This is a genomic window from Burkholderia cepacia (assembly GCF_001039005.1).
Taxonomy (GTDB): Bacteria; Pseudomonadota; Gammaproteobacteria; order Burkholderiales; family Burkholderiaceae; genus Burkholderia; species Burkholderia theae.
Genome location: NZ_LDWR01000038.1, coordinates 44,013 through 64,331 on the forward strand (window position 1 = coordinate 44,013; position 20,319 = coordinate 64,331).

At 68.1% G+C, this 20,319-nt stretch carries 18 protein-coding genes; 13 read left to right on the forward strand and 5 right to left on the reverse strand.

What is annotated here, in order from left to right; translation table 11 throughout:
• Nucleotides 1-210 precede the first annotated feature (210 nt).
• From VL15_RS21535 to VL15_RS21550, 4 genes are all read left to right on the forward strand, one after another.
• Nucleotides 211-966 (forward strand): flagellar brake protein, encoded by a 756-nt coding sequence (locus tag VL15_RS21535; RefSeq protein ID WP_006477567.1) that lies wholly within the window; start codon nt 211-213, stop codon nt 964-966.
• Between the two features lie 195 nt (nt 967-1,161).
• Nucleotides 1,162-3,099 carry a flagellar hook-associated protein FlgK gene (gene flgK, locus VL15_RS21540; protein WP_048248342.1) on the forward strand — a complete coding sequence of 646 codons (1,938 nt, stop codon included), beginning with the start codon at nt 1,162-1,164 and terminating at the stop codon, nt 3,097-3,099.
• 17 nt (nt 3,100-3,116) lie between these two features.
• The gene (flgL, locus tag VL15_RS21545; RefSeq protein WP_048248343.1) at nt 3,117-4,352 is read left to right on the forward strand and encodes a flagellar hook-associated protein FlgL; all 1,236 of its coding nucleotides are present in this window, start codon (nt 3,117-3,119) and stop codon (nt 4,350-4,352) included.
• 260 nt (nt 4,353-4,612) lie between these two features.
• A complete protein-coding gene (locus VL15_RS21550; RefSeq protein ID WP_048248344.1) occupies nt 4,613-5,920 on the forward strand; it encodes a solute carrier family 23 protein in 1,308 nt (435 codons plus the stop codon).
• Between the two features lie 40 nt (nt 5,921-5,960).
• Here the strand turns inward: VL15_RS21550 and VL15_RS21555 are convergent, their stop codons facing one another.
• Nucleotides 5,961-6,845 carry a transcriptional regulator GcvA gene (locus VL15_RS21555; RefSeq protein WP_048248346.1) on the reverse strand — a complete coding sequence of 295 codons (885 nt, stop codon included), beginning with the start codon at nt 6,843-6,845 and terminating at the stop codon, nt 5,961-5,963.
• A gap of 96 nt (nt 6,846-6,941) precedes the next feature.
• Here VL15_RS21555 and VL15_RS21560 point away from each other — a divergent pair, with 96 nt between their 5' ends.
• Nucleotides 6,942-7,565 carry a chromate transporter gene (locus tag VL15_RS21560; RefSeq protein ID WP_048248347.1) on the forward strand — a complete coding sequence of 208 codons (624 nt, stop codon included), beginning with the start codon at nt 6,942-6,944 and terminating at the stop codon, nt 7,563-7,565.
• On the forward strand, nt 7,565-8,092 hold the full coding sequence (locus VL15_RS21565) for a chromate transporter (RefSeq protein WP_048248349.1): 528 nt from the start codon (nt 7,565-7,567) through the stop codon (nt 8,090-8,092). Before VL15_RS21560 ends, VL15_RS21565 begins: the two co-directional genes overlap by 1 nt.
• A 49-nt stretch (nt 8,093-8,141) precedes the next feature.
• On the opposite strand, the gene VL15_RS21570 is transcribed toward VL15_RS21565, so the two are convergent.
• On the reverse strand, nt 8,142-8,480 hold the full coding sequence (locus VL15_RS21570; RefSeq protein WP_048248350.1) for a hypothetical protein: 339 nt from the start codon (nt 8,478-8,480) through the stop codon (nt 8,142-8,144).
• Nucleotides 8,481-8,766: 286 nt separating this feature from the next.
• On the opposite strand from VL15_RS21570, the gene VL15_RS21575 reads away from it, so the two are divergent.
• The 7 genes from VL15_RS21575 (at nt 8,767) to VL15_RS21605 (ending at nt 15,758) form a co-directional block, all read left to right on the forward strand.
• A complete protein-coding gene (locus VL15_RS21575) occupies nt 8,767-9,495 on the forward strand; it encodes a YoaK family protein (protein ID WP_048248352.1) in 729 nt (242 codons plus the stop codon).
• A gap of 448 nt (nt 9,496-9,943) precedes the next feature.
• Nucleotides 9,944-11,065, forward strand: a complete 1,122-nt coding sequence (locus VL15_RS21580; RefSeq protein WP_048248353.1) for a porin — start codon at nt 9,944-9,946, stop codon at nt 11,063-11,065.
• A 376-nt stretch (nt 11,066-11,441) separates the two neighbouring features.
• Nucleotides 11,442-11,672, forward strand: a complete 231-nt coding sequence (locus tag VL15_RS21585) for a hypothetical protein (protein WP_048248366.1) — start codon at nt 11,442-11,444, stop codon at nt 11,670-11,672.
• Between the two features lie 234 nt (nt 11,673-11,906).
• On the forward strand, nt 11,907-13,262 hold the full coding sequence (gor, locus tag VL15_RS21590; RefSeq protein WP_048248354.1) for a glutathione-disulfide reductase: 1,356 nt from the start codon (nt 11,907-11,909) through the stop codon (nt 13,260-13,262).
• Between the two features lie 604 nt (nt 13,263-13,866).
• Nucleotides 13,867-14,544 (forward strand): CsgG/HfaB family protein, encoded by a 678-nt coding sequence (locus VL15_RS21595; protein WP_048248355.1) that lies wholly within the window; start codon nt 13,867-13,869, stop codon nt 14,542-14,544.
• Nucleotides 14,545-14,638: 94 nt separating this feature from the next.
• Nucleotides 14,639-15,082 (forward strand): DUF4810 domain-containing protein, encoded by a 444-nt coding sequence (locus VL15_RS21600; RefSeq protein WP_048248356.1) that lies wholly within the window; start codon nt 14,639-14,641, stop codon nt 15,080-15,082.
• A 10-nt stretch (nt 15,083-15,092) separates the two neighbouring features.
• Nucleotides 15,093-15,758, forward strand: a complete 666-nt coding sequence (locus VL15_RS21605) for a DUF799 domain-containing protein (RefSeq protein WP_048248357.1) — start codon at nt 15,093-15,095, stop codon at nt 15,756-15,758.
• 122 nt (nt 15,759-15,880) lie between these two features.
• On the opposite strand, the gene VL15_RS21610 is transcribed toward VL15_RS21605, so the two are convergent.
• The 3 genes from VL15_RS21610 to VL15_RS21620 form a co-directional block, all read right to left on the reverse strand.
• Nucleotides 15,881-17,182: an NAD(P)/FAD-dependent oxidoreductase gene (locus tag VL15_RS21610; RefSeq protein WP_048248359.1), complete on the reverse strand. Its 1,302-nt coding sequence runs from the start codon at nt 17,180-17,182 to the stop codon at nt 15,881-15,883.
• Nucleotides 17,183-17,207: 25 nt separating this feature from the next.
• On the reverse strand, nt 17,208-18,512 hold the full coding sequence (locus VL15_RS21615) for an NAD(P)/FAD-dependent oxidoreductase (protein WP_048248361.1): 1,305 nt from the start codon (nt 18,510-18,512) through the stop codon (nt 17,208-17,210).
• 109 nt (nt 18,513-18,621) lie between these two features.
• Nucleotides 18,622-20,196 (reverse strand): DUF3138 family protein, encoded by a 1,575-nt coding sequence (locus tag VL15_RS21620; RefSeq protein ID WP_048248362.1) that lies wholly within the window; start codon nt 20,194-20,196, stop codon nt 18,622-18,624.
• Nucleotides 20,197-20,319: the final 123 nt, after the last annotated feature.

Here is a 20,319-nt window from a genome sequence, read left to right on the forward strand (position 1 = left end):
GCCGGCCGCCAGCAGCCTCCTTTCGGACCGCGCCCGGCAGCCCGCCGCGCGCGGTTTCAACGTTTGCGCGAAAAAAATCGCCAATTCGATCTAAACTTTCGGTCAGCACTGCCGCTAAGTGTGAGAGACCTGCGACCGGGCCCCCGTTCTGGCCCGGTTTTACTGCGCACCGGTTGTCCGGGCGCCCATGACAAGAAAGACCGGCTAGCCATGAATATCGAAACGTCGACCGACCCCAGCCTGGATGCAGGCCACTCCGGGCCCGACTATGCCCGCCGCAATCCGCTGGAAATCGGCGTGCAGCTGCGCAACCTGGTGAATCGCGGCGATTTCCTGACCGTCCAGTATCCGGGCGGCCAGCTCGTCACGCGCCTGCTCGAGGTCGACGTCGGCGCGCGGACGTTCACGTTCGACTGGGGTGCGCTGTCCGAGCAGAACGCCGGCATCCTCGGCGCGTCGCATTGCACGTTCGCGGCCTCGCCGGAGGGCGTGCGCGTCGAATTCACCACGGGCACGCCGCGCGAGACGCGCTACGAGGGGCTGCCCGCGTTCGTCGCCGATTTCCCCGACGTGCTGGTCTGCATCCAGCGCCGCGAATATTTCCGCGTCGACGCGCCGATCGTCGATCCGTTCCTGTGCCGCGGCAAGCTGCCGGACGGCGAGAGCTTCCTGTTCGAGGTGCATAACCTGTCGCTCGGCGGCGTGGGGCTGCGCACGGCCGACGAACGCGTCGAGGCGCTCGAGGTCGGCACGCTGCTGCCCGACGTCGAGCTCGAGCTGACCGGCCACGGCAAGCTGTCGCTCGACCTGCAGCTCGTGTCGCAGCGTTCGACGCAGATGCCGAACGGGTCGCGGCGCTACCAGCTGGGCTTTCGCTACATGTCGCTGCCGGGCAGCGCGGAGAACACGCTGCAGCGCCTGATCACGCAGCTCGAGATGAAGCGCCGCTCGCTCGCGCGGGCCTGACGCTCACGCGGGAACCGGCCCCGCGCGGGCCGCCCCGCGCCCCTCCGCCGGCACCGGTTGCCGGGCGCCTTGACCGGCGACGCGCGAGTGCGCGTCGCGCGTGCATTTTTTCCTCAATTTTTTCAATCCGCGGCCGATATACCGGGAGTCACGCAACCCGGCGGCCGCAGCGCGGCCGGCTCATCAGGATCGCGCATGTCCAACTCACTCATGAACCTCGGTGTCAGCGGCCTGAATGCCGCGCTCTGGGGCCTCACGACGACCGGCCAGAACATCAGCAACGCCGCGACGCCAGGCTATTCGGTCGAACGACCCGTCTATGCCGAGGCGAGCGGCCAGTACACGAGCAGCGGCTACATGCCGCAAGGCGTCAGCACCGTCACCGTGCAGCGGCAGTACAGCCAGTACCTGAGCGACCAGCTGAACGGCGCGCAGACGCAGGGCGGCGCGCTGTCGACGTGGTATTCGCTCGTCACGCAGCTGAACAACTACGTCGGCAGCCCGACGGCCGGGATCTCGACCGCGATCACGAGCTACTTCACCGGGCTGCAGAACGTCGCGAACAGCGCGTCCGACTCATCGGTGCGGCAGACCGCGATGAGCAACGCGCAGACGCTCGCGAACCAGATCACGGCGGCCGGCCAGCAGTACGACGCGCTGCGCCAGAGCGTGAACACGCAGCTCACGAGCACCGTGACGCAGATCAACACGTACACCGCGCAGATCGCGCAGCTGAACCAGCAGATCGCGTCCGCGAGCAGCCAGGGCCAGCCGCCGAACCAGCTGATGGACCAGCGCGACCTCGCGGTGTCGAACCTGTCGAACCTCGCGGGCGTGCAGGTCGTGCGCAACAGCGACGGCTACAGCGTGTTTCTCGCGGGCGGCACGCCGCTCGTCGTCGCGAACAAGAGCTACCAACTCGCGACCGTCACGTCGCCGTCCGATCCGAGCGAGCTGACCGTCGTGTCGCAGGGGATCGCCGGCGCGAACCCGCAGGGGCCGAACCAGTTCCTGTCCGATGCGTCGCTGTCGGGCGGCACGCTCGGCGGCCTGCTCGCGTTCCGCAGCCAGACGCTCGATCCGGCCGAAGCCCAGCTCGGCGCGATCGCGACCAGCTTCGCCGCGCAGGTCAACGCGCAGAACGCGCTCGGCATCGACCTGTCGGGCAAGCCCGGCGGCAACCTGTTCACGACCGGCGCGCCGGTCACCTACGCGAACCAGGGGAACACCGGCACTGCGACGCTGTCCGTGTCGTTCGCGAACGCATCGCAGCCGACCACGGGCGACTACACGCTGTCGTACGACGGCACGAACTACACGCTGACCGACCGTGCGAGCGGCACGGTGGTCGATCAGAAGCCCGGGCCGATGCCGGTTTCGCTCGGCGGGGCGAGCGGCCTGAACTTTTCGATCACGTCCGGCACGATGCAACCCGGCGACAAGTTCACCGTGCAGCCGACGCGCGGCGCGCTGAACGGCTTCGGCCTCGCGACGTCGAACGGTTCCGCGATCGCGGCGGCGGCGCCGTACGTGCCGTCGGCCACCACGACGAACACGGGCACCGGCACGATCGGCGCGTTGTCGGTCACGAGCGCGGCGGCCGCGGCCAACCCGCACAACTACACGATCACGATGGGCGGCACGGCCGCCGTTCCGACCTACACGGTCACCGACAACACGACGGCGACCACGAGCGGGCCGCAGTCGTACCAGGCTGGCACGCCGATCACGCTGACGGCCGGCGTCACGGTGACGGTGTCGGGCACGCCGGCGGTCGGCGATACCTTTAAGGTCGCGCCGAACACGGGCGGCACGAACGACGGCAGCAACGCGCTCGCGCTGTCGAAGCTCGTCAACTCGAAGAGTTTCGGCAACGGCTCGACCACGCTGACCGGCGCGTACGCGAGCTACGTGAACAGCATCGGCAACACGACGAGCCAGCTGAAGTCGTCGAGCGCCGCGCAGACCGCGCTGGTCGGCCAGATCACGCAAGCGCAGCAGTCGGCGTCGGGTGTGAACCAGAACGAGGAAGCGGCCAACCTGATGCAGTACCAGCAGCTCTACCAGGCGAACGCGAAGGTAATCCAGACCGCGTCGACGCTGTTCCAGACCGTGCTCGGCCTGTTCAACTGATTTCGGGGATCGAAGCGATGCGGATTTCCACCACCCAGTTCTACCAGATGAACGTCGCTCAGATGAGCGACCAGCAGGCGCAGCTCGCGCAGCTGTACCAGCAGATCTCGAGCGGCGTGAGCCTGGCGACGCCGGGCGACAACCCGCTCGGCGCCGCGCAGGCCGTGCAGCTGTCGATGACGTCGGCGACGCTGTCGCAGTACGCGTCGAACCAGAACACCGCGCTGTCGTCGCTGCAGAAGGAAGACCAGACGCTGATCAGCGTCAACAACCTGCTGAACAGCATTCATACGGTCGTGATCCAGGCCGGCGCCGGCTCGCTGTCCGACAGCGATCGCTCGGCACTGTCGACCCAGCTGCAGGGCTATCGCGACCAGCTGCTGACGCTCGCGAACTCGACCGACGGCTCGGGCAACTACCTGTTCTCGGGCTTCCAGTCGACCACGGCGCCGTTCTCGAACGCGCCGGGCGGCGGCGTGACCTACAGCGGCGACGCGGGTACGCGGCAGGTGCAGATCGCCGACACGCGCGCGATCTCGCAGGGCGACAGCGGCGCGAACGTGTTCCTGTCGGTGCCGATGCTCGGCAGCCAGCCGGTGCCGGTCGCCGCCGCGACCAACACGGGGACGGGCACGATCGGTGCGGTATCGATCACGAGCCCGTCGGCCGCGACCAATGCGGACCAGTTCAAGATCACGTTCGGCGGCACGGCGGCCGCGCCGACCTATACGGTCACCGACAACTCCGTCGTGCCGCCGACCACGACTGCCGCGCAGCCGTATTCGGCCGGCGCCGGGATCGCGCTCGGCAATGGCCTGTCGGTGCCGGTGTCGGGTTCGCCCGCGCCCGGCGACTCGTTCACGGTCACGCCCGCGCCGAAGGCCGGCACCGACGTGTTCGCGGCGCTCGACACGATGATTGCCGCGCTGAAGGTGCCGGTCAGCAGCAACACGACGGCCGCCGCCGCGCTCCAGAACGCGATGACCACCGGCACGACGAAGCTGAACAACATGATGACGAACGTGCTCACCGTGCAGGCGTCGGTCGGCGGCCGCGAGCAGGAAGTCAAGGCGATGCAGACGGTGAACCAGACCAACACGCTGCAGGTCACCAGCAACCTGGCCGACCTGACGAGCACCAACATGGTGTCGACGATCAGCCAGTTCCTGCAGATGCAGAACGCGCTGACCGGCTCGCAGAAGGCCTACTCGCAGCTGCAGAACCTGTCGCTGTTCCAGTACATCAACCCTTGATGCACGGCGCGTCCGCGGCGATGTGAGCGCACGCTTACGTCGCCGCGGACGCGCGCCGCCGCCCGCGCGCCCTGCGCGGACGGCCGCTTCTCCGGGCCGCGCGGCCGTGCCCCGGTTCGCGCACGCGGCACGTCGCGCACCGCGCTTGCCGGCCCCGCATGCCGGCCCGCTTGCCAGCCCCATTCCCGCTCCGTAAACTCGCGCCAGATTCCAGACCGGCGCACCCTCCGCAGCCGGCGACCGACAGGAGCTCTTTCCCCATGTCCGATTCTTACTTCCCGCGCTGGCGGGTGCAATCGACCGGCGCGGCGTCGCGCGTGGTCGGCCCCGACGAGCGCCTGCCGTGGCCGCAGATGGTCGCGATGGGCGTGCAGCACGTCGTCGCGATGTTCGGCTCGACCGTGCTCGCGCCGCTGCTGATGGGCTTCGACCCGAACCTGTGCATCTTCATGTCGGGCATCGGCACGCTGCTGTTCTTCGCGCTGGTCGGCGGCCGCGTGCCGAGCTACCTCGGCTCGAGCTTCGCGTTCATCGGCCTCGTGATCGCGGTGACGGGCTACGGCGGCAGCGGCCCGAACCCTAACATCCCGGTCGCGCTCGGCGGGATCGTCGCGTGCGGCGTCGTGTACGTCGCGCTCGGCGCGTTGGTGCAGGCGATCGGCACGCGCTGGATCGAGGCGCTGATGCCGCCCGTCGTCACCGGCGCGGTGGTCGCGGTGATCGGGCTGAACCTTGCGCCGATCGCGGTGAAGGGTGTGTCGGCGTCGACCTTCGACTCGGTGATGGCGCTCGTCACGGTGCTCTGCGTCGGCTTGGTCGCGGTGTTCGCGCGCGGGATGATGCAGCGCCTCCTGATCCTCGTCGGGCTGATGATCGCGTATGCGATCTACGCGATCGCGACCAACGGGATGGGCCTCGGCAAGCCGATCGACTTCGCGATCGTCGGGCATGCCGCGTGGTTCGGCGTGCCGGCCTTCCGCGCGCCGGTGTTCGACCCGCACGCGATGCTGATGCTCGCACCGATCGCGGTGATCCTGGTGGCCGAGAACCTCGGCCACATCAAGGCCGTCAGCGCGATGACGGGGCACAACCTCGACCGCTACGTCGGCCGCGCATTCATCGGCGACGGCCTGGCGACGATCGTGTCGGGCAGCGTCGGCGGCACGGGCGTCACGACCTACGCGGAGAACATCGGCGTGATGGCCGTCACGCGGATCTATTCGACGCTCGTGTTCGCGGTCGCCGCGCTGATCGCGATCGTGCTCGGCTTCTCGCCGAAGTTCGGCGCGGTGATCCAGACGATCCCGGGCCCGGTGCTCGGTGGCGTGTCGATCGTCGTGTTCGGGCTGATCGCGGTGACGGGCGCGCGGATCTGGGTCGTCAACAAGGTCGACTTCTCCGACAACCGCAACCTGATCGTCGCGGCCGTCACACTCGTGCTCGGCGCCGGCGACTTCTCGCTGAAGATCGGCGGCTTCGGGCTCGGCGGCATCGGCACCGCGACGTTCGGCGCGATCATCCTGTACGCGATCCTGCGCAAGGAAAAGGAACCGGGCCCGGTGGTCTGAACGAACAACGGGCGGCGCAACGCCGCCCGCGTGCGCGCACTCACGCGCCGGTGTTGGACTGCGCCTGCAGCCACGCGCAGAACTGCGCGACGAGCGGATCGTCGGCCGGCGCGCGCGGCGCGATCCACCAGTAGCTGCGGGTCGCGATGCGCGGCCCGTCGAGCGGCATCACGAGCCGGCCGCTCGCGAGTTCGTCGTCGATCAGCGGCAACGGGCCGAGCGCGACGCCGAGCCCGTCGACGGCCGCCTGCAACGCCAGGTAGAAGTGGTCGAACGACTGGCGTTTGCGCCCCTTCATCGTCACGCCGGCCGCCGCGAACCAGTCGCGCCAGCCTTCCGGCCGTGTGTCCGAATGCAGCAGCACGTGCCGCGCGAGGTCGTCCGCGCGTGCGATCGGCGTGCGCTTGAGCAGCGCGGGGCTGCAGACCGGAATCACGCTTTCGTCGAGGAAGTGGCCGCTCGTGCAGTTCGGCCAGTGGCCGGGGCCGCGGCGGATCGCGACATCGAAGCCGTCGAGCGCGTCGAGCGGCGCGTTCGATGTCGACAGCTTCAGCTCGACGTTCGGCACGTCGCGCTGGAACCGCGACAGGCGCGGCAGCAGCCATTTCATCGCGAAGGTCGGTAGCGCGTTGATGCGCAGCACGCGCGCCGCGCCGGTGTTGCGCAACTGCTCGGTCGCGTGCGCGATGCTGTCGAACGCCGCGCGCACGGTGTCCAGGTAACGGCGGCCTTCGTCGGTGAGCTTCACGCGCTTGCCGTAGCGGTGGAACACCGGCTTGCCGAGCCAGGCCTCGAACCCGGCGATCTGCCGGCTGATGGCACCGTGGGTCACATGCAGCTCGTCGCCGGCGGCGCTGAAGCTTTCATGTCGTGCCGCGGCTTCAAAGGCCCGAAGCGCGGAAAAGGGCGGGAGATCGCGTGCCATGCTTGTGATTCTAGATCACAAGGACGCGCCGATAAAATCGTTTTGCCGGAATCCTGAACGGCGGTAACCTCGGCTGACCGTTTGATGAGGAGCCCCATGCAATCCGTTTCCCCGCCGCCTGCCGCGTCACCCCGCAGCGTCGGCCTCGCCGAGCTGTTCATCGGCTTCCTGTCGCTCGGCCTCATGTCGTTCGGCGGTGCGCTGCCGTTCGCGCGCCGCACGATCGTCGACGAGCGCAAGTGGCTCTCCGCCGACGAATTCACCGATCTGCTCGGCCTGTGCCAGTTCCTGCCGGGCGGCAACGTGATCAACCTGTCGGTCGCCGTCGGCATGCGCTTTCGCGGCGTCGCCGGCGCGTTCGCCGGCATTCTCGGGCTGATCGCGGGCCCGACGCTCGTCGTCGTCGCGCTCGGCGTGCTGTACGCGAAGACGCAGAACGATCCGCACGTGCAGCACCTGTTCGCGGGGCTCGCCGCCGCGGCCGCCGGGCTGCTCGTCGCGATGGCCGTGAAGGTCGCGAAGCCGCTGCGGCATGCGCGCGCGGCGGCCGGCATCGCGGCGCTCGCGTTCGTCGCGATCGCGCTGCTGCGCATGCCGCTGCTGACCACGATGCTGGTGCTGACGCCCGTCAGCGTGTGGCTCGCGTCGCGGCGCCGCGATACGGGCACGCGTCGGCCGGCGCCGGCGGCCGCGCGCGACGCGCAGCACGGAGGCCAGTGATGAACGACACGCTGGTCGCGATCGCGACGATTTTCAGCCAGCTGTCGCTGCTGGCGTTCGGCGGCGGCAACACGATCCTGCCGGAGATGCAGCGGCAGGTGGTCGACGTGCATCACTGGATGAGCGCGCACGAGTTCACCGCGCTGTTCGCACTGGCGCAGGCGGCACCCGGGCCGAACATGATGATCGTGTCGCTGGTCGGCTGGCACGTGGCCGGCTGGGCCGGGCTGCTCGTCGCGTCGCTCGCGAAGTTCGGGCCGTCGTCGATCGTCACCGTGCTCGTACTGCATGCGTGGGAGCGCTTTCGCGACCGGCCGTGGCGTCGTTACGTGCAGCAGGGGATGATGCCCGTCACGGCCGGGCTCGTCGCGGCGAGCGCGGTGCTGATCTCCGAGGCGTCGAACCGTACGGCGATCCAGTGGGGCATCACGGCCGCATGCGCGGTGCTCGCATGGCGCACGCGCATCCATCCGCTGTGGCTGCTCGCGGGCGGCGCGCTGATCGGGCTCACGGGCATCGGGCAGTGAGCCGCCGTGCCGCCGGCCGTTGCCGGTTGCGATCGCAGGTTATGGCGGGCTACTGCGGCGCCGGCAGGTCGCTGTTCACCATCCCGAGCAGCCGGCCGCGCTCGCTGTACACGTCGTCCGTCGTAGCCGGCCAGTCGACCACGTATCCCGCCTCGAGCGCATCGCGCATGATCGTGCCGTAATCGGCCTTCGCGAGCCTGCCGCCGCGCAACGCGTCGGCCACCTCGTGCTTCAGCTTCGGCGTGAACGACGGATAGGCCGCCACCAGCGCCGCATACTGGCGCGCATCGATCTCGCCCGATTCGCGGTTGAACGCCCAGACGGCCACCAGCACGATCGCGGCGAACGGGATGACGGTAAAGCGCAGGAAGAACTTCGCGAGTGTCATTCGAAGGCTCGATGAAGAGGCGCGGGGCGGCGATCGGGTCCAGGCGGGCCTCAACCGGCCCGGTATACTCGGCCGGTCCGTCGGCGGCGAAACCCGCCCGGGCGACACGTTCCCGCCGGGCGATACGCGGCGGCAATCCGCACCCCGACGGCGAGCATTATATTGGCGCGCGGCACGCGGCGAGGCCCGGCCGCGCAGCGCCGACGGCGTCCCGCGCCGGCCGGCGGGACTGAATTTCGCACCGCCCGCCGCGCGCGGCCGGGCGGCGCGCACCACGGGAGGATCGATGGATCTCGACGGCGCCAGCCGCAATCTCACTGTCGCCGCGTTGCTGACGCTGTCCGGCGGTTACCTCGACGCGTACACGTACGTCGGCCACGGCCACGTGTTCGCGAACACGATGACCGGCAACGTCGCGCTGCTCGGCATCAACCTGTCGGCCGGCGAATGGGCCGCCGCGCTGCATCACGTGCCGCCGCTCGTCGGCTTCGTGATCGCGGTGTTCGTCGCGCACCTGCTCGGCCTCGCCGCGCAGCGCGGCTGGATGCGGCACACGGCGTTCGCGAGCCTGATCGTCGAGATCGCGTTTCTCTGCGTTGCCGCGAGCGGCCTCGTCGGCGCGTCGAGCGCCTGGTTGATTCCGGGCATCTCGTTCGTCGCGACGCTGCAGACGCTGTCGTTTACCCATCTCGAGGAACTGTCGTACACGTCGGTGATGACGACCGGCAACTTGCGGCGCGCCGCGCAGAAGCTGTTCGTCGGTTTGATCCCGCGCTACGACGCGGGCGCGCTGCACGACTCGGCGCTGCTCGCGACGATCAGCTTCTGCTTCCTGGCCGGCGCGGTGGCCGGCGGCCTCGTGACGCGGCTCGTGCCGGACATCGCGCTGTGGGGCGCGGTGCTGCTGCTCGTCGGCGCATTCGCGGAGATCGTGCGGCGTGCATGGCGTCGCGCGGGAAACGGCGGCGATGGCGGCGATGGCGACGGCGAGGTGGCGCAAACGGAAGCGGCCTGATCGCATGCTTCACGCGGCAGCCGTTGGTGCCGCGTTCCGTGTTCACCGATTCATCGATCCATTGTGCGGCGGTGCACCCCGATGCGGGCCGGGCGCACCACCCGCGCCCGCTGTCGGTATGCGCGGCATCTTCCGGTTGCGTCGATCGCGCCGACCGGCCTGCCGCGATACTGCTTTCACCGCGCCGCACCATCGCCGATCCTTACAGCGCGGCACGCAAATGCCGATGCCGTCGCGACCCGTCCCGCCACCGCGTGACGCAAGCCCGGCGCGGGAAACGTTGTTCCCGGGCGACAGTCGTGCCATGACGGCGCGTTTCAATTTCTTTCAGCGAATGCACTCGTCATATGATTCAGGCCACATCGCGCGCGCCATGAACGTGCGCGATCGCCACCCGGCTGCGCACGCGGCCGGCAATGAACGGAGACACCTACAAAAAGGAAAGCTCATGAAGCAGACCACCCGACTCGCAGCCATCGCAGGGGGCGCCGCGCTCGCATTCGCCAGCCAGTACGCGGCGGCACAAAGCTCGGTCACGCTCTGGGGCGTCGCCGACGTCAGCGTCCGTTACCTGACCAACGCGAACGCCAAGAACGACGGCCTGCTGTCGATGACCAACGGCGCGATCACCAACAGCCGCTTCGGCATCTACGGCACGGAAGACCTCGGCAGCGGCCTGAAGGCCGTGTTCAACCTCGAAAGCGGCGTGAACCTGCAGAACGGCGCATTCGCCGACAGCGGCCGCCTGTTCAACCGTGCGGCATACGTCGGCCTGCAGAGCCCGTACGGCACGGTGACCCTCGGCCGCCAGAAGACGCCGCTGTTCGACCTGCTGTCGGATACCTACGATCCGCTGACGGTCGGCAACTACCTCGAGAACGCATGGCTGCCGGTCGCACTCGGCGGCGGCCTGTATGCGGACAACCAGATCAAGTACACGGGCAAGTTCGCGGGCCTGACCGCGAAGGCGATGTACTCGACCGGCACCAACTACGAATCGACCGGCGCCGGCGGCTTCTCGGGCCAGATTCCGGGTTCGCTCGGCAAGGGCAACGCATGGGGTGTGTCGCTGTCGTACGTGATGGGCCCGCTCAGCATCGCGGCCGGCGCACAGCAGAACAGCGACAACTCGGCGCGCAAGCAGACGATCTACCACGCGAACGTCGTGTACGCGTTCAGCAAGGCGAAGGTCTACGCCGGCTACCTGCGCTCGAAGGACGACACGGGCTTCGTCGACAGCCTGCTCGCACAGCAGACGATTCCGGTCGCGAAGGGCACTGGCCGGATCGACGACGGTCCGTTCGCGGGCGTGAGCTGGCAGGTCAGCACGCCGCTGACGCTGACGGGCGCGTTCTACTACGACCACATGCGCAATGCGATGACCGCGAACGGCACGCTCGCTAGCGGCAACCGCTATGCGGTCGTCGGCATCGCCGAGTACGCGCTGAGCAAGCGCACCGAAGTCTACGGCACCGTCGACTTCAACAAGACGAACGGCGCGGCGAACGTCGAGCTGCCGGGTCGCAGCAACCAGACCGGCATCGCGATCGGCCTGCGCAATATCTTCTGACGAACGTCGGAACGCGTGCGCCGGCATCTGTCCGGCACGCATCGAAGAGGCTCCGAAAGGGGCCTCTTTTTTTTCGTCACGCGGGCTTCATATCAGCGCACGACTATTCAGCGATCGCTCCATCACGCAATGCCCGCGCCGTAAGCTATCCGTCGGCAATCCAGAACATACTTTTACAGTACGCGCGAAGGCTTTCCGCTACGCTGCGTGCATCGCCCGTTGCGTGCCGTCGTGCACGCGCGTGCGCGGTTCCGGCAGGCGCTCGGCGAGCGCGGCCGGCCTGGTGCGTAACTTGTGTATCCGGTGATGACAATCGCGGTGCGCCGGTTTTTTTCGTGGGACGATGCGCTCACGATTTTCTTGAAAGGGGATGACGATGGGTATCCTGAACACGGTAGGTGAAATCGCTGGCGCGGTGGCGGCTGTCGAAGGCGCGGAAAAGCTGGATCCGGATGCGGGTCTGCTGACCAAGGCGGCAGCGGCCGTCGCCGGCTTCAAGGGCGCCGAGGCAGTCGAAGGCCTGCTCGAGAAGAAGAAGGAAGACCAGCCCGAGCAGCAGGCAGACGATACGCAGGCGACGGACGGCAGCGACACGTCGCAGGCATGAGCATGGCGGCTGGTCCTGCCGCGGGTGCGCACTTCGCGCGCCCGGGCGGACCGGTGCCGCGCGGCCGGCAGGTCGGGCATGCGGTCGATCGGTGACGCATGACACACCCGGCAGCTGGGTTGACCGGCGAGAGGCAACGTCTCTCGCCGTTTTTTATTGGGCTCTAGCCGCGGCCCGCAAGAATTCCGGAATCTTGCTATCGTGCCGTCATCCGAACTGCGATGAGGCAATGCGATGGATTTCGACTACGACCTGTTCGTCATCGGGGCCGGCTCGGGCGGCGTGAGGCTCGCGCGGATGTCGGCGTCATACGGCGCGCGCGTCGGCATAGCGGAACAGGAGCAGATCGGCGGCACCTGCGTGCTGCGCGGCTGCATTCCGAAGAAGCTGCTCGTCTACGCATCGCACTACCCGCACGAAGTCGAGGACGCGAAGGGCTTCGGCTGGACCTTCGGCGCCGGCAAGCTCGACTGGTCCGCGCTGATCGCCGCGAAGGATCGCGAGATCAATCGGCTGAGCGACATCTACATCAGCCTGCTGCGGCAATCGGGCGTCGACATGCACGCGGGGCGCGCGACGCTCGTCGATGCGCACACGGTCGCCATCGGCGAGCGCACGATTCGTGCGCGCCACATCGCGATCGCGACCGGCTCGCGTCCGTCGCTGCCGCCGCGGCCCGGCATCGAGCATGCGATCACGTCGCGCGAGGCGCTGTCGCTCGCGACGCTGCCCAGGCGCATCGCGGTGGTGGGCGGCGGTTATATCGCGGTCGAGTTCGCGGGCATTTTCAACGGCTTCGGCAGCCACGTCGACCTGTTCTATCGCGGCGAGAAGATCCTGCGCGGCTTCGATGACGACGTGCGTCAGTTCCTGACCGACGAAATGACGAAGCAGGGCGTCACGATCCATTCGCGCGCGGTGGTCGAGTCGATTTCCCGCGCGGACGACGGCACGCTGAGCGTGCGCGTCGGCGACGCGCGGCACGGGCCGTACGACGCGGTGCTCTATGCGACCGGCCGCGTGCCGAACGTCGACGGGCTCGGGCTCGAGCAGGCGGGCGTCATGCTCGACGCACGCGGCGCGATCGCCGTCGATGCGTATTCGGCGACGTCGGTCGCGTCGATCCATGCGATCGGCGACGTCACGTCGCGGCCGCAGCTCACGCCGGTGGCGACGCGCGACGGCGGGCTGCTCGCGCGGACGCTGTTCGGCGGGTCGCGCGTCGCGGCCGATCACGCATGGGTGCCGTCGGCCGTGTTCAGCCAGCCCGAGGTCGCGACGGTCGGCCTCACCGAAGCGGATGCGCGTCGCACGCACGGCGACGTCGACATCTACCGCACGTCGTTCAAGGCACTGCGCCATACGCTGTCGGGCCGCGACGAGCGCACGATGATGAAGCTCGTCGTCGCACGCGACAGCCAGCGCGTGATCGGCGCGCACATGGTCGGCCGCGATGCGGGCGAGATCATCCAGGGCATCGCGATCGCGATTCGCGCGGGCGCGACGAAGGCGCAGTTCGACGACACGATCGGCATCCATCCGACGGCGGCCGAGGAGTTCGTGACGATGCGGCAGAAGCTGGCCGACTAGCGGAAGGGGCGCCGCGTCGACGTGCCCGAGGCATGGCAATCGGACGCATTCGATGTTCAGCGCCGATTGCTTTCCAGACACCGAGATGTTGAATCGGTGTCTTATTCGCTATCCGCCCGCGTGCGCCAATCGCCGATCATCCGCTCGCGGTACCGCCCCGCCAATGAGCGGCAGGCAGGGGACGCGGCGGCCGAGTTTGGCAGGTCTCGATTCGGGCGATCGTCGCCGATGTGCTGGCACCCCACGGAATTCGTCAATTTTTTTCAAGAGTCCCCGTCTCGATAAACAGGCTTGGTATGATCGCGAAAAATCATATACGGGGCCGATCATGCGCGATCAACAGCGCAGTAACCAGAATCACGGTGTAACCGGCACGCGCGCGCCTGCCGCGCATTGCGCCGCCCATCCGCTTGTTGCCGCAACACGCCTGTTGCGCATTCCTATTCTTCACATCTAGCTATCGCCGGCCCGGCGATGAGTTCGCGCGCGCGTGGATCACGCCGATGCACGCGTGTCCGTTCGCACCGTGGCCGTTTCTACCGCCGGCTCGTCCGCGAGCCGGCGCGCCCGTTCCGGGCAATCTTTCCACGCAAGGAGACCAGCAGTGAACATTCAGATACGACGCACCGTTCTCGTGGCGGCTGCGGTCGTCGCAGCGCTGTCCGGCTGTGCGACCGAATCGTCGCGCACGCTCGATGTGCCTGCCGTGAGCAGCGCGCAGAAGCCGTATGCGGGCAAGCCTGTCGCGATCGCGGTCGGCAAGTTCGACAACCGCTCGAGCTACATGCGCGGCATCTTCTCGGACGGCATCGACCGCCTCGGCGGACAGGCGAAGACGATCCTCGTCACGCGCCTGCAGCAGAGCCGGCGCTTCAACGTGCTCGATCGCGAGAACCTCGACGAGATCAAGCAGGAAGCCGGCTTCATGAAGAAGGCCCAGGCCGTGAAGGGCGCGAACTACGTGGTGACGGGCGACGTGACCGAGTTCGGTCGCAAGGACGTCGGCGATCACCAGCTGTTCGGCATCCTTGGCCGCGGCAAGACGCAGGTCGCATACGCGAAGGTCAACCTGAACATCGTCGACACGACGACGTCGGAAGTCGTGGCATCGAGCCAGGGCGCCGGCGAATTCAGCCTGTCGAATCGCGAGGTGATCGGCTTCGGCGGCACGGCGGGATACGACTCGACGCTGAACGGCAAGGTGCTGGACCTCGCGATCCAGGAAGCGGTGAACCATCTGGCCGAGCAGGTTGACGCCGGGGCGCTGAAGGTACCGCAGTAAGTACCGCAGCGAGTATCGAAGCACGTGCCGCAGCGGGCGCCGGGGCCGGCGTCGCGCTCGACCGATTCACCACGACATCAAAAGAGAAAAGACCATGAAACGGGGTATCTGGCTGCCGGCGACGGCCGCCGCATTGCTGCTCGCCGGCTGCGCGAGCTCGCCGCCGCCGCTCTATCAGTGGACGGGCTATCAGCCGCAGGTGTACGAATACTTCAAGGGGCAGAAGTCGCCGCAGGAGCAGATCGACGCGCTCGAAAAGGCGTTGCAGGACATCCGCGGGAAGGGCCATACGCCGCCGCCGGGCTTCCATGCGCATCTCGGGATGCTGTACGCGAGCGTCGGCAACGAGCAGCAGGCCGAGCAGGAGCTGCAGGCCGAGAAGCAGTTGTTCCCGGAATCGTCGACCTACATGGATTTCCTGCTGAAGAAGAAGACCGGCGCGGCGAAACCCGCGGATCAGAAGGCTGCCGGCCAGAAGGGTGCCGACCAGACGATCGCCGGGCAGAAGGACGCCGATTCGAACCCCGCCAAACAGTGACGTGCCCGCCATGTTCAAGACACTTTCATTCAAGCTGATGTCCGTGCTGTCGATCGTCGCGCTGCTGAGCGCGTGCGCGCAGCCGGTGAAACGACCCGACTACACGGCGTTCAAGAAGAGCCAGCCGCGCTCGATTCTCGTGCTGCCGCCCGTCAACGAGACCTCCGACGTCGGCGCGACCTACGGGATGCTGTCTCAGATGACGCTGCCGCTCGCCGAGTCCGGCTATTACGTCGTGCCGGTCGCGGTGATGGACGAGACCTTCAAGCAGAACGGCCTGACCAACGCGGCCGAGATCCAGGAGACGCCGCCCGCGAAGCTGCGCGAGATCTTCGGCGCGGACGCCGCGCTGTATTCGAAGGTTTCGAAATACGGCACCGTGTACCGGATCCTCGCGAGCGCGACGGTCGTGTCCGCGTCGGCGAAGCTCGTCGACCTGCGCACGGGCGACGTGCTGTGGCAGGGCAGCGCCAGCGCGGCCAGCGATGAAGGCGGTAACAGCGGCGGTGGCGGCCTGATCGGGATGCTCGTGACGGCAGCGGTCAAGCAGATCGCGAACACGCTGATGGACCAGAGCCACGATGTCGCCGCGTTTACGAGCGGACGGCTGCTGATGGCAGGGCCGCCGAGCGGCCTGCTGTACGGGCCGCACTCGCCGAAGTACGGCACCGACTGAACGGCGCGGGCGCCGCATCGAAGCCCCGCCATCCGATCGAACGGCCGCGCGAACGCGCGGCCGTTTTGCATGGGCGCGCCGCGTGCGTTTGCCGCCCGCATCGCGCCGCTGCCTCGTGACGCTCAATGCACGCCGAACGCATCGAGCAGCCGGTACCAGCTCATCGCGAGCACCAGCGCCGGCGTGCGCAGCGCCGCGCCGCCCGGGAAGTCGCGATGCCGGATCTTGTCGAACAGGTCGAAGCGGCTCGCCTGCCCGTCGATCGCCTCGGCGATCAGCTTGCCCGCGAGTGCGGTCGTGTTCACGCCGTGCCCGGAAAAGCCCTGCGCGAAGTACATCGTCGGCGCAACGCGGCCGAAGTGCGGCGCGCGATTCATCGTGATGTCGACGAAGCCGCCCCATGCATAGTCGACCTTCACATCCGCGAGCTGCGGGAACGTCTTCAGCATGTCCTGGCGCATCGCCGCCGCGAGATCGCGCGGCTCGCGCGTCGAATAGCTGACCTTGCCGCCCCACACGAGCCGCGTGTCGGGCGCCGGCCGAAAATAGTCGAGCACGAAGCGGCTGTCGCAGATCGCCGCGCGCGCGGGCATCAGCGCGGCGGCGCGCGCTTCGCCGAGCGGCTCGGTCGCGATCACGTAGGTACCGACCGGCATGATCTTCTTCGACAGCGCGGGCGCGAGCGTACCGACGTAGGTATTGCACGCGAGCACGACGAAGCGCGCGCGGACGTTGCCGCCGCTCGTCTCGACGACGTGGCCGCCCGCGACGTCGCGTACGCGCGTCACGCAGCTGTCCTCGTGAATGCGCACGCCTGCACCGGTCGCCGCGCGCGCGAGGCCGAGCGTGTAGTTGAGCGGATGGAGGTGGCCGCTGTCGGGGTCGTACAGGCCGCCGCAATAGCGCGCGGACTGCACGTAGTCGCCGAGTTCGTCGGCTTCGACGAAGTGGAAGCGGTCGTAGCCGAAGCGCTTCGCGGCTTCGTCGCGCCAGCGCTTCAGCGCATCCGCGTCGCGCTCGGTGTTCGCGGCGGTCAGGTAGCCGGGCACCAGCGCGCAATCGATGTCGTGCTGCGCGATCCGCGACTTCACGAGCGACAGCGTTTCGAGCCCCATGTCCCAGATACGCTTCACGTCGCCTTCCGGCATGAATTGCCCGAATGTGTCGATGTCGCACGCGAAGCCGCCGATCAACTGGCCGCCGTTGCGGCCGCTCGCCGCCCATCCGACCCGCGACGCTTCGAGCACGGTCACCGAATGGCCGCGCTCGGCGAGGTTGAGCGCGGCGGACAGGCCCGTGAGGCCCGCGCCGATCACGCACACGTCGGCGTCAATCGTGCCGGCGAGCGGCGCATGGCGGGTCGTATCGTTGACGGTCGCCGCGTAGTAGGACGCGACGTGCGGCTGGTTGGCGAATGTCTGCATGATCAGGAGAACGGAGAAAGAGGGCTCAGAACAACTCGCGCACGCGGTGGTACAGCATCCCGAGTTCGAGCGCGGGTTGCCGCCATGCGTCGCCGCCGGGGAAGCGCCGGTGACGCACGCGAGCGAACAGGTCGAACGCGCGCGTGTCGCCCGCGATCGCGCCGGCGATGGCACGTCCGGCGATGCCGGTGAGCGCGACGCCGTGCCCGCTGAAGCCCTGGACGTAGAAGAAGTTCGGATCGAGCGTGCCGAAGTCGGGTGCGCGGTTGCGCGTGACGTCGACGAAGCCGCCCCATGCGTGGTCGACGCGCACGTCGCCGAGCTGCGGGAACACGCCGACCATGCGCTGCCGGATCGTTTCGGCGAGCGTGGCGGGCGACGCGCCGGCCGAATTCGCGCGGCCGCCGAACAGCATCCGGTGGTCGGCCGACAGCCGGAAGTAGTCGAGGAAGAAGTTGTTGTCGCACACGGCTTCGCGCTGGGCGATCAGCGCATCGGCGCGCGCCTGGCCGAGCGGCTCGGTCGCGATGATGTACGACGCGATCGGCGCGATGCGGGCGGCGGTCGCGGCGGGCAGCACGCCGCCTGGGCCCGCGTTGCAGCACGACACGACGAAGCGGCAGCGCACCTCGCCCGACGGCGTGCGCACAACGGGCCGCGCGCCGCGCACGACATCGAGCGCGGGCGTGTGCGCATACAGCGCGACGCCTTCGCGGCGCGCGGCATCGGCGAGGCCGAGGCAGTACTTGAGCGGATGCAGGTGGCCCGACAGCGGATCGTGCACACCGGCAAGGTAACGTGTCGATGCGATGCGCGCGCGGATCTCGCCGGTGTCGAGCCACGCAAGCGACGGATGGCCCCAGCGCGACGTCGCGGCGTCCATCCATGCGCGCAGGTCGTCGATGCGGCGCGGTTTCGTCGCGACCGTCAGGTAGCCGCGCGTGAAGTCGCAGTCGATCCCGTAGTGCGCGATCCGCTCGGCGATCAGCGCGACGCCGTCGAGCGACAGCGACCACGCGGCGCGCGCGCCGTCGGCGCCGAGCTGCCGCTCGATCTCCTCGTCCTTCGCGAAGCCGGTGATCGCCTGCCCGCCGTTGCGGCCCGACGCGCCCCAGCCGGGCCGGTGCGCATCGATCACCGCGACGGACAGCCCGCGCGCGCGGCAGTCGAGCGCGGTCGACAGGCCCGCGAAGCCGGCACCGATCACGCAGACGTCGACGTCGATCGTATCGTCGAGTACGGGATCGTCGACCACGGGCCGCGTGGCCGTCGCTTCGTAGTACGAGTCGCGCGCGAGCGCATCGGCGCGGCGGGTGAAAGACTGCGTCATGAAACCGACTCCCTCGAAAAGGCTGCCGTGGCACGCGACCTGCCGGCAACTGCCCTTGAAAATGGCGCGGGACGCCGTGCGCGCGGCACGGCGTCCCGCGTGTGCTGCGTCAGAACGAATAGATGAACTGCGTCGCGAGCAGGTCGTTGGACTTGCCGTACGAACCGTCGTTGCGCAGGAACACCTTGTTGTTCGCCCAGTCGTGCCGGTATTCGACCTTCACGGTGATCTGCTGGGTCGGATAGAACAGCAGGTCGAGCGCAACGTCCTGACGGATCGCGCCCTTGCACTCGAAGCCGAGGCCACCGCCGGCCTTCGACGTCGCGAGGCAGTCCGAATCGACGCCGAAGCCGTTGTTCGGATCCATCCCGTTACCGTTCAGCGAAATGCCGCCGCCGCCGCCGCCGTTCTTGGTGTTGACGAGCGCATCGTAGCGCAGCGTCACGCCCATGCGGCCGACCACCGGCGCGTTGAACTTGCGGTGTGCGAGCAGTGACAGCCCGTACCACTGCGCGAGCCCGCCGTTGAACGCCGCATGATCCTGCCGGCCGTAGTCGACTTCGGCGTTGTACTGAATATCAGCAAGCGTGTAGGTCGCGTCGAGCTCGCCGAAGAAGAACGAGCCGTATGCGCTCGGTGCGTTGGCGCCCGGGCCGTAGTGCACGACGCCGTTCGAATCGATCGCGCTCGCGAGCGTCTGGCGGCCGATGTTGAACGAGCCGCCGATGTCGAGCGCGCTCGACCACGTGTAGTCCGCGCGCGCGGTGAAGGTCGGCACCTTGTTGCTGGTGCTGATCGGATCGCCGAGCGCATTGGTGCCGGTCTGCGTGACCGAGCCGTAGGTGCGGTACTGCTCGTTGCCGACGAAGAACTTCCACGCCCAGTTGCCCTTCGTGTAGTTCGCACCGGCACCGATGTAGCTGCCCGGATCCGAGAAGTCGTACAGCAGGTTGTGCGTGAGCGTGAGCATCTGGTTCGACTGCTGCACCTCGTAGCCGCCGAAGCTCGGGATCAAGCCGGCCACGAGCGTCGTCTCGGCCGTGATCGGCACGTTGACGACCGCCGTGTTCAGGATGTTGTTGCCGATGTTGCCGCGCGAGTTCTGCAGCAGCGTGATGCCGTTGCCGCGGTTCGGCATCAATGTGATTTCCGCCGACGGCGCCATCGGGCCGACGCCGAACGTCTTCTTGATGTCGAGGTAGAGATCGCCGAACGTGCTGTTGAAGTAGTTGTACGCGCTCTCGTGGTTCGCGAACAGGAACGACGACGTGCCGGCCGCGCGGTTGTAGATGTAGGTCGGATCGATGTAGCCCGTCACCGACAGGCCGGCGAGCGGGCCCGTGTTGGCCGCGTCCGTCAGCGAGTCGACCTTCAGCTGCTGGTTCGCGATCTGCTGCTTCATTTCGCCGACCTCGTCGTTGGTCAGCGTGGCTTGCGCCTTGCCGTAATCCGGCGAGCCCGGATCGACGGCCACCGCAATCGGCGCCGCGCCGGCCTTCGCACCGGCCTGCGCGACAGCGGCGCCGCCCGGCTTCGCGGTGAGCTGCGCCTGCATGGCCTTCATCTGTTTCTGCAGCGCGGCGACCTGCGCCTGCAGCGCCTTGATCTCGGCTGATGTCGAGTCGGCCAGCGCGATGCCCGGCAACGCGCCGGCCACCAGCAGGCAGATCAGTTTCTTCTTCATTGCGGATTCTCCTTGTCGTGCGCCTGTCGAAGTGCGATCGGTTTGCGCGCCGCATCACGCGGCGCGCGGGTCTTGTTATCGATGAAAGGGAAAGGGGAGGGTCACGCCACCGCGAACGCCGCC

What these genes read in the sequence shown, in the direction of transcription:
- VL15_RS21535 (WP_006477567.1), top strand. Translation starts at nt 211, where the DNA reads ATGAATATCGAAACGTCGACCGACCCCAGCCTGGATGCAGGCCACTCC.
- flgK (WP_048248342.1), top strand. Translation starts at nt 1,162, where the DNA reads ATGTCCAACTCACTCATGAACCTCGGTGTCAGCGGCCTGAATGCCGCG.
- flgL (WP_048248343.1), top strand. Translation starts at nt 3,117, where the DNA reads ATGCGGATTTCCACCACCCAGTTCTACCAGATGAACGTCGCTCAGATG.
- VL15_RS21550 (WP_048248344.1), top strand. Translation starts at nt 4,613, where the DNA reads ATGTCCGATTCTTACTTCCCGCGCTGGCGGGTGCAATCGACCGGCGCG.
- VL15_RS21555 (WP_048248346.1), bottom strand. Translation starts at nt 6,845, where the DNA reads ATGGCACGCGATCTCCCGCCCTTTTCCGCGCTTCGGGCCTTTGAAGCC.
- VL15_RS21560 (WP_048248347.1), top strand. Translation starts at nt 6,942, where the DNA reads ATGCAATCCGTTTCCCCGCCGCCTGCCGCGTCACCCCGCAGCGTCGGC.
- VL15_RS21565 (WP_048248349.1), top strand. Translation starts at nt 7,565, where the DNA reads ATGAACGACACGCTGGTCGCGATCGCGACGATTTTCAGCCAGCTGTCG.
- VL15_RS21570 (WP_048248350.1), bottom strand. Translation starts at nt 8,480, where the DNA reads ATGACACTCGCGAAGTTCTTCCTGCGCTTTACCGTCATCCCGTTCGCC.
- VL15_RS21575 (WP_048248352.1), top strand. Translation starts at nt 8,767, where the DNA reads ATGGATCTCGACGGCGCCAGCCGCAATCTCACTGTCGCCGCGTTGCTG.
- VL15_RS21580 (WP_048248353.1), top strand. Translation starts at nt 9,944, where the DNA reads ATGAAGCAGACCACCCGACTCGCAGCCATCGCAGGGGGCGCCGCGCTC.
- VL15_RS21585 (WP_048248366.1), top strand. Translation starts at nt 11,442, where the DNA reads ATGGGTATCCTGAACACGGTAGGTGAAATCGCTGGCGCGGTGGCGGCT.
- gor (WP_048248354.1), top strand. Translation starts at nt 11,907, where the DNA reads ATGGATTTCGACTACGACCTGTTCGTCATCGGGGCCGGCTCGGGCGGC.
- VL15_RS21600 (WP_048248356.1), top strand. Translation starts at nt 14,639, where the DNA reads ATGAAACGGGGTATCTGGCTGCCGGCGACGGCCGCCGCATTGCTGCTC.
- VL15_RS21605 (WP_048248357.1), top strand. Translation starts at nt 15,093, where the DNA reads ATGTTCAAGACACTTTCATTCAAGCTGATGTCCGTGCTGTCGATCGTC.
- VL15_RS21610 (WP_048248359.1), bottom strand. Translation starts at nt 17,182, where the DNA reads ATGCAGACATTCGCCAACCAGCCGCACGTCGCGTCCTACTACGCGGCG.
- VL15_RS21615 (WP_048248361.1), bottom strand. Translation starts at nt 18,512, where the DNA reads ATGACGCAGTCTTTCACCCGCCGCGCCGATGCGCTCGCGCGCGACTCG.
- VL15_RS21620 (WP_048248362.1), bottom strand. Translation starts at nt 20,196, where the DNA reads ATGAAGAAGAAACTGATCTGCCTGCTGGTGGCCGGCGCGTTGCCGGGC.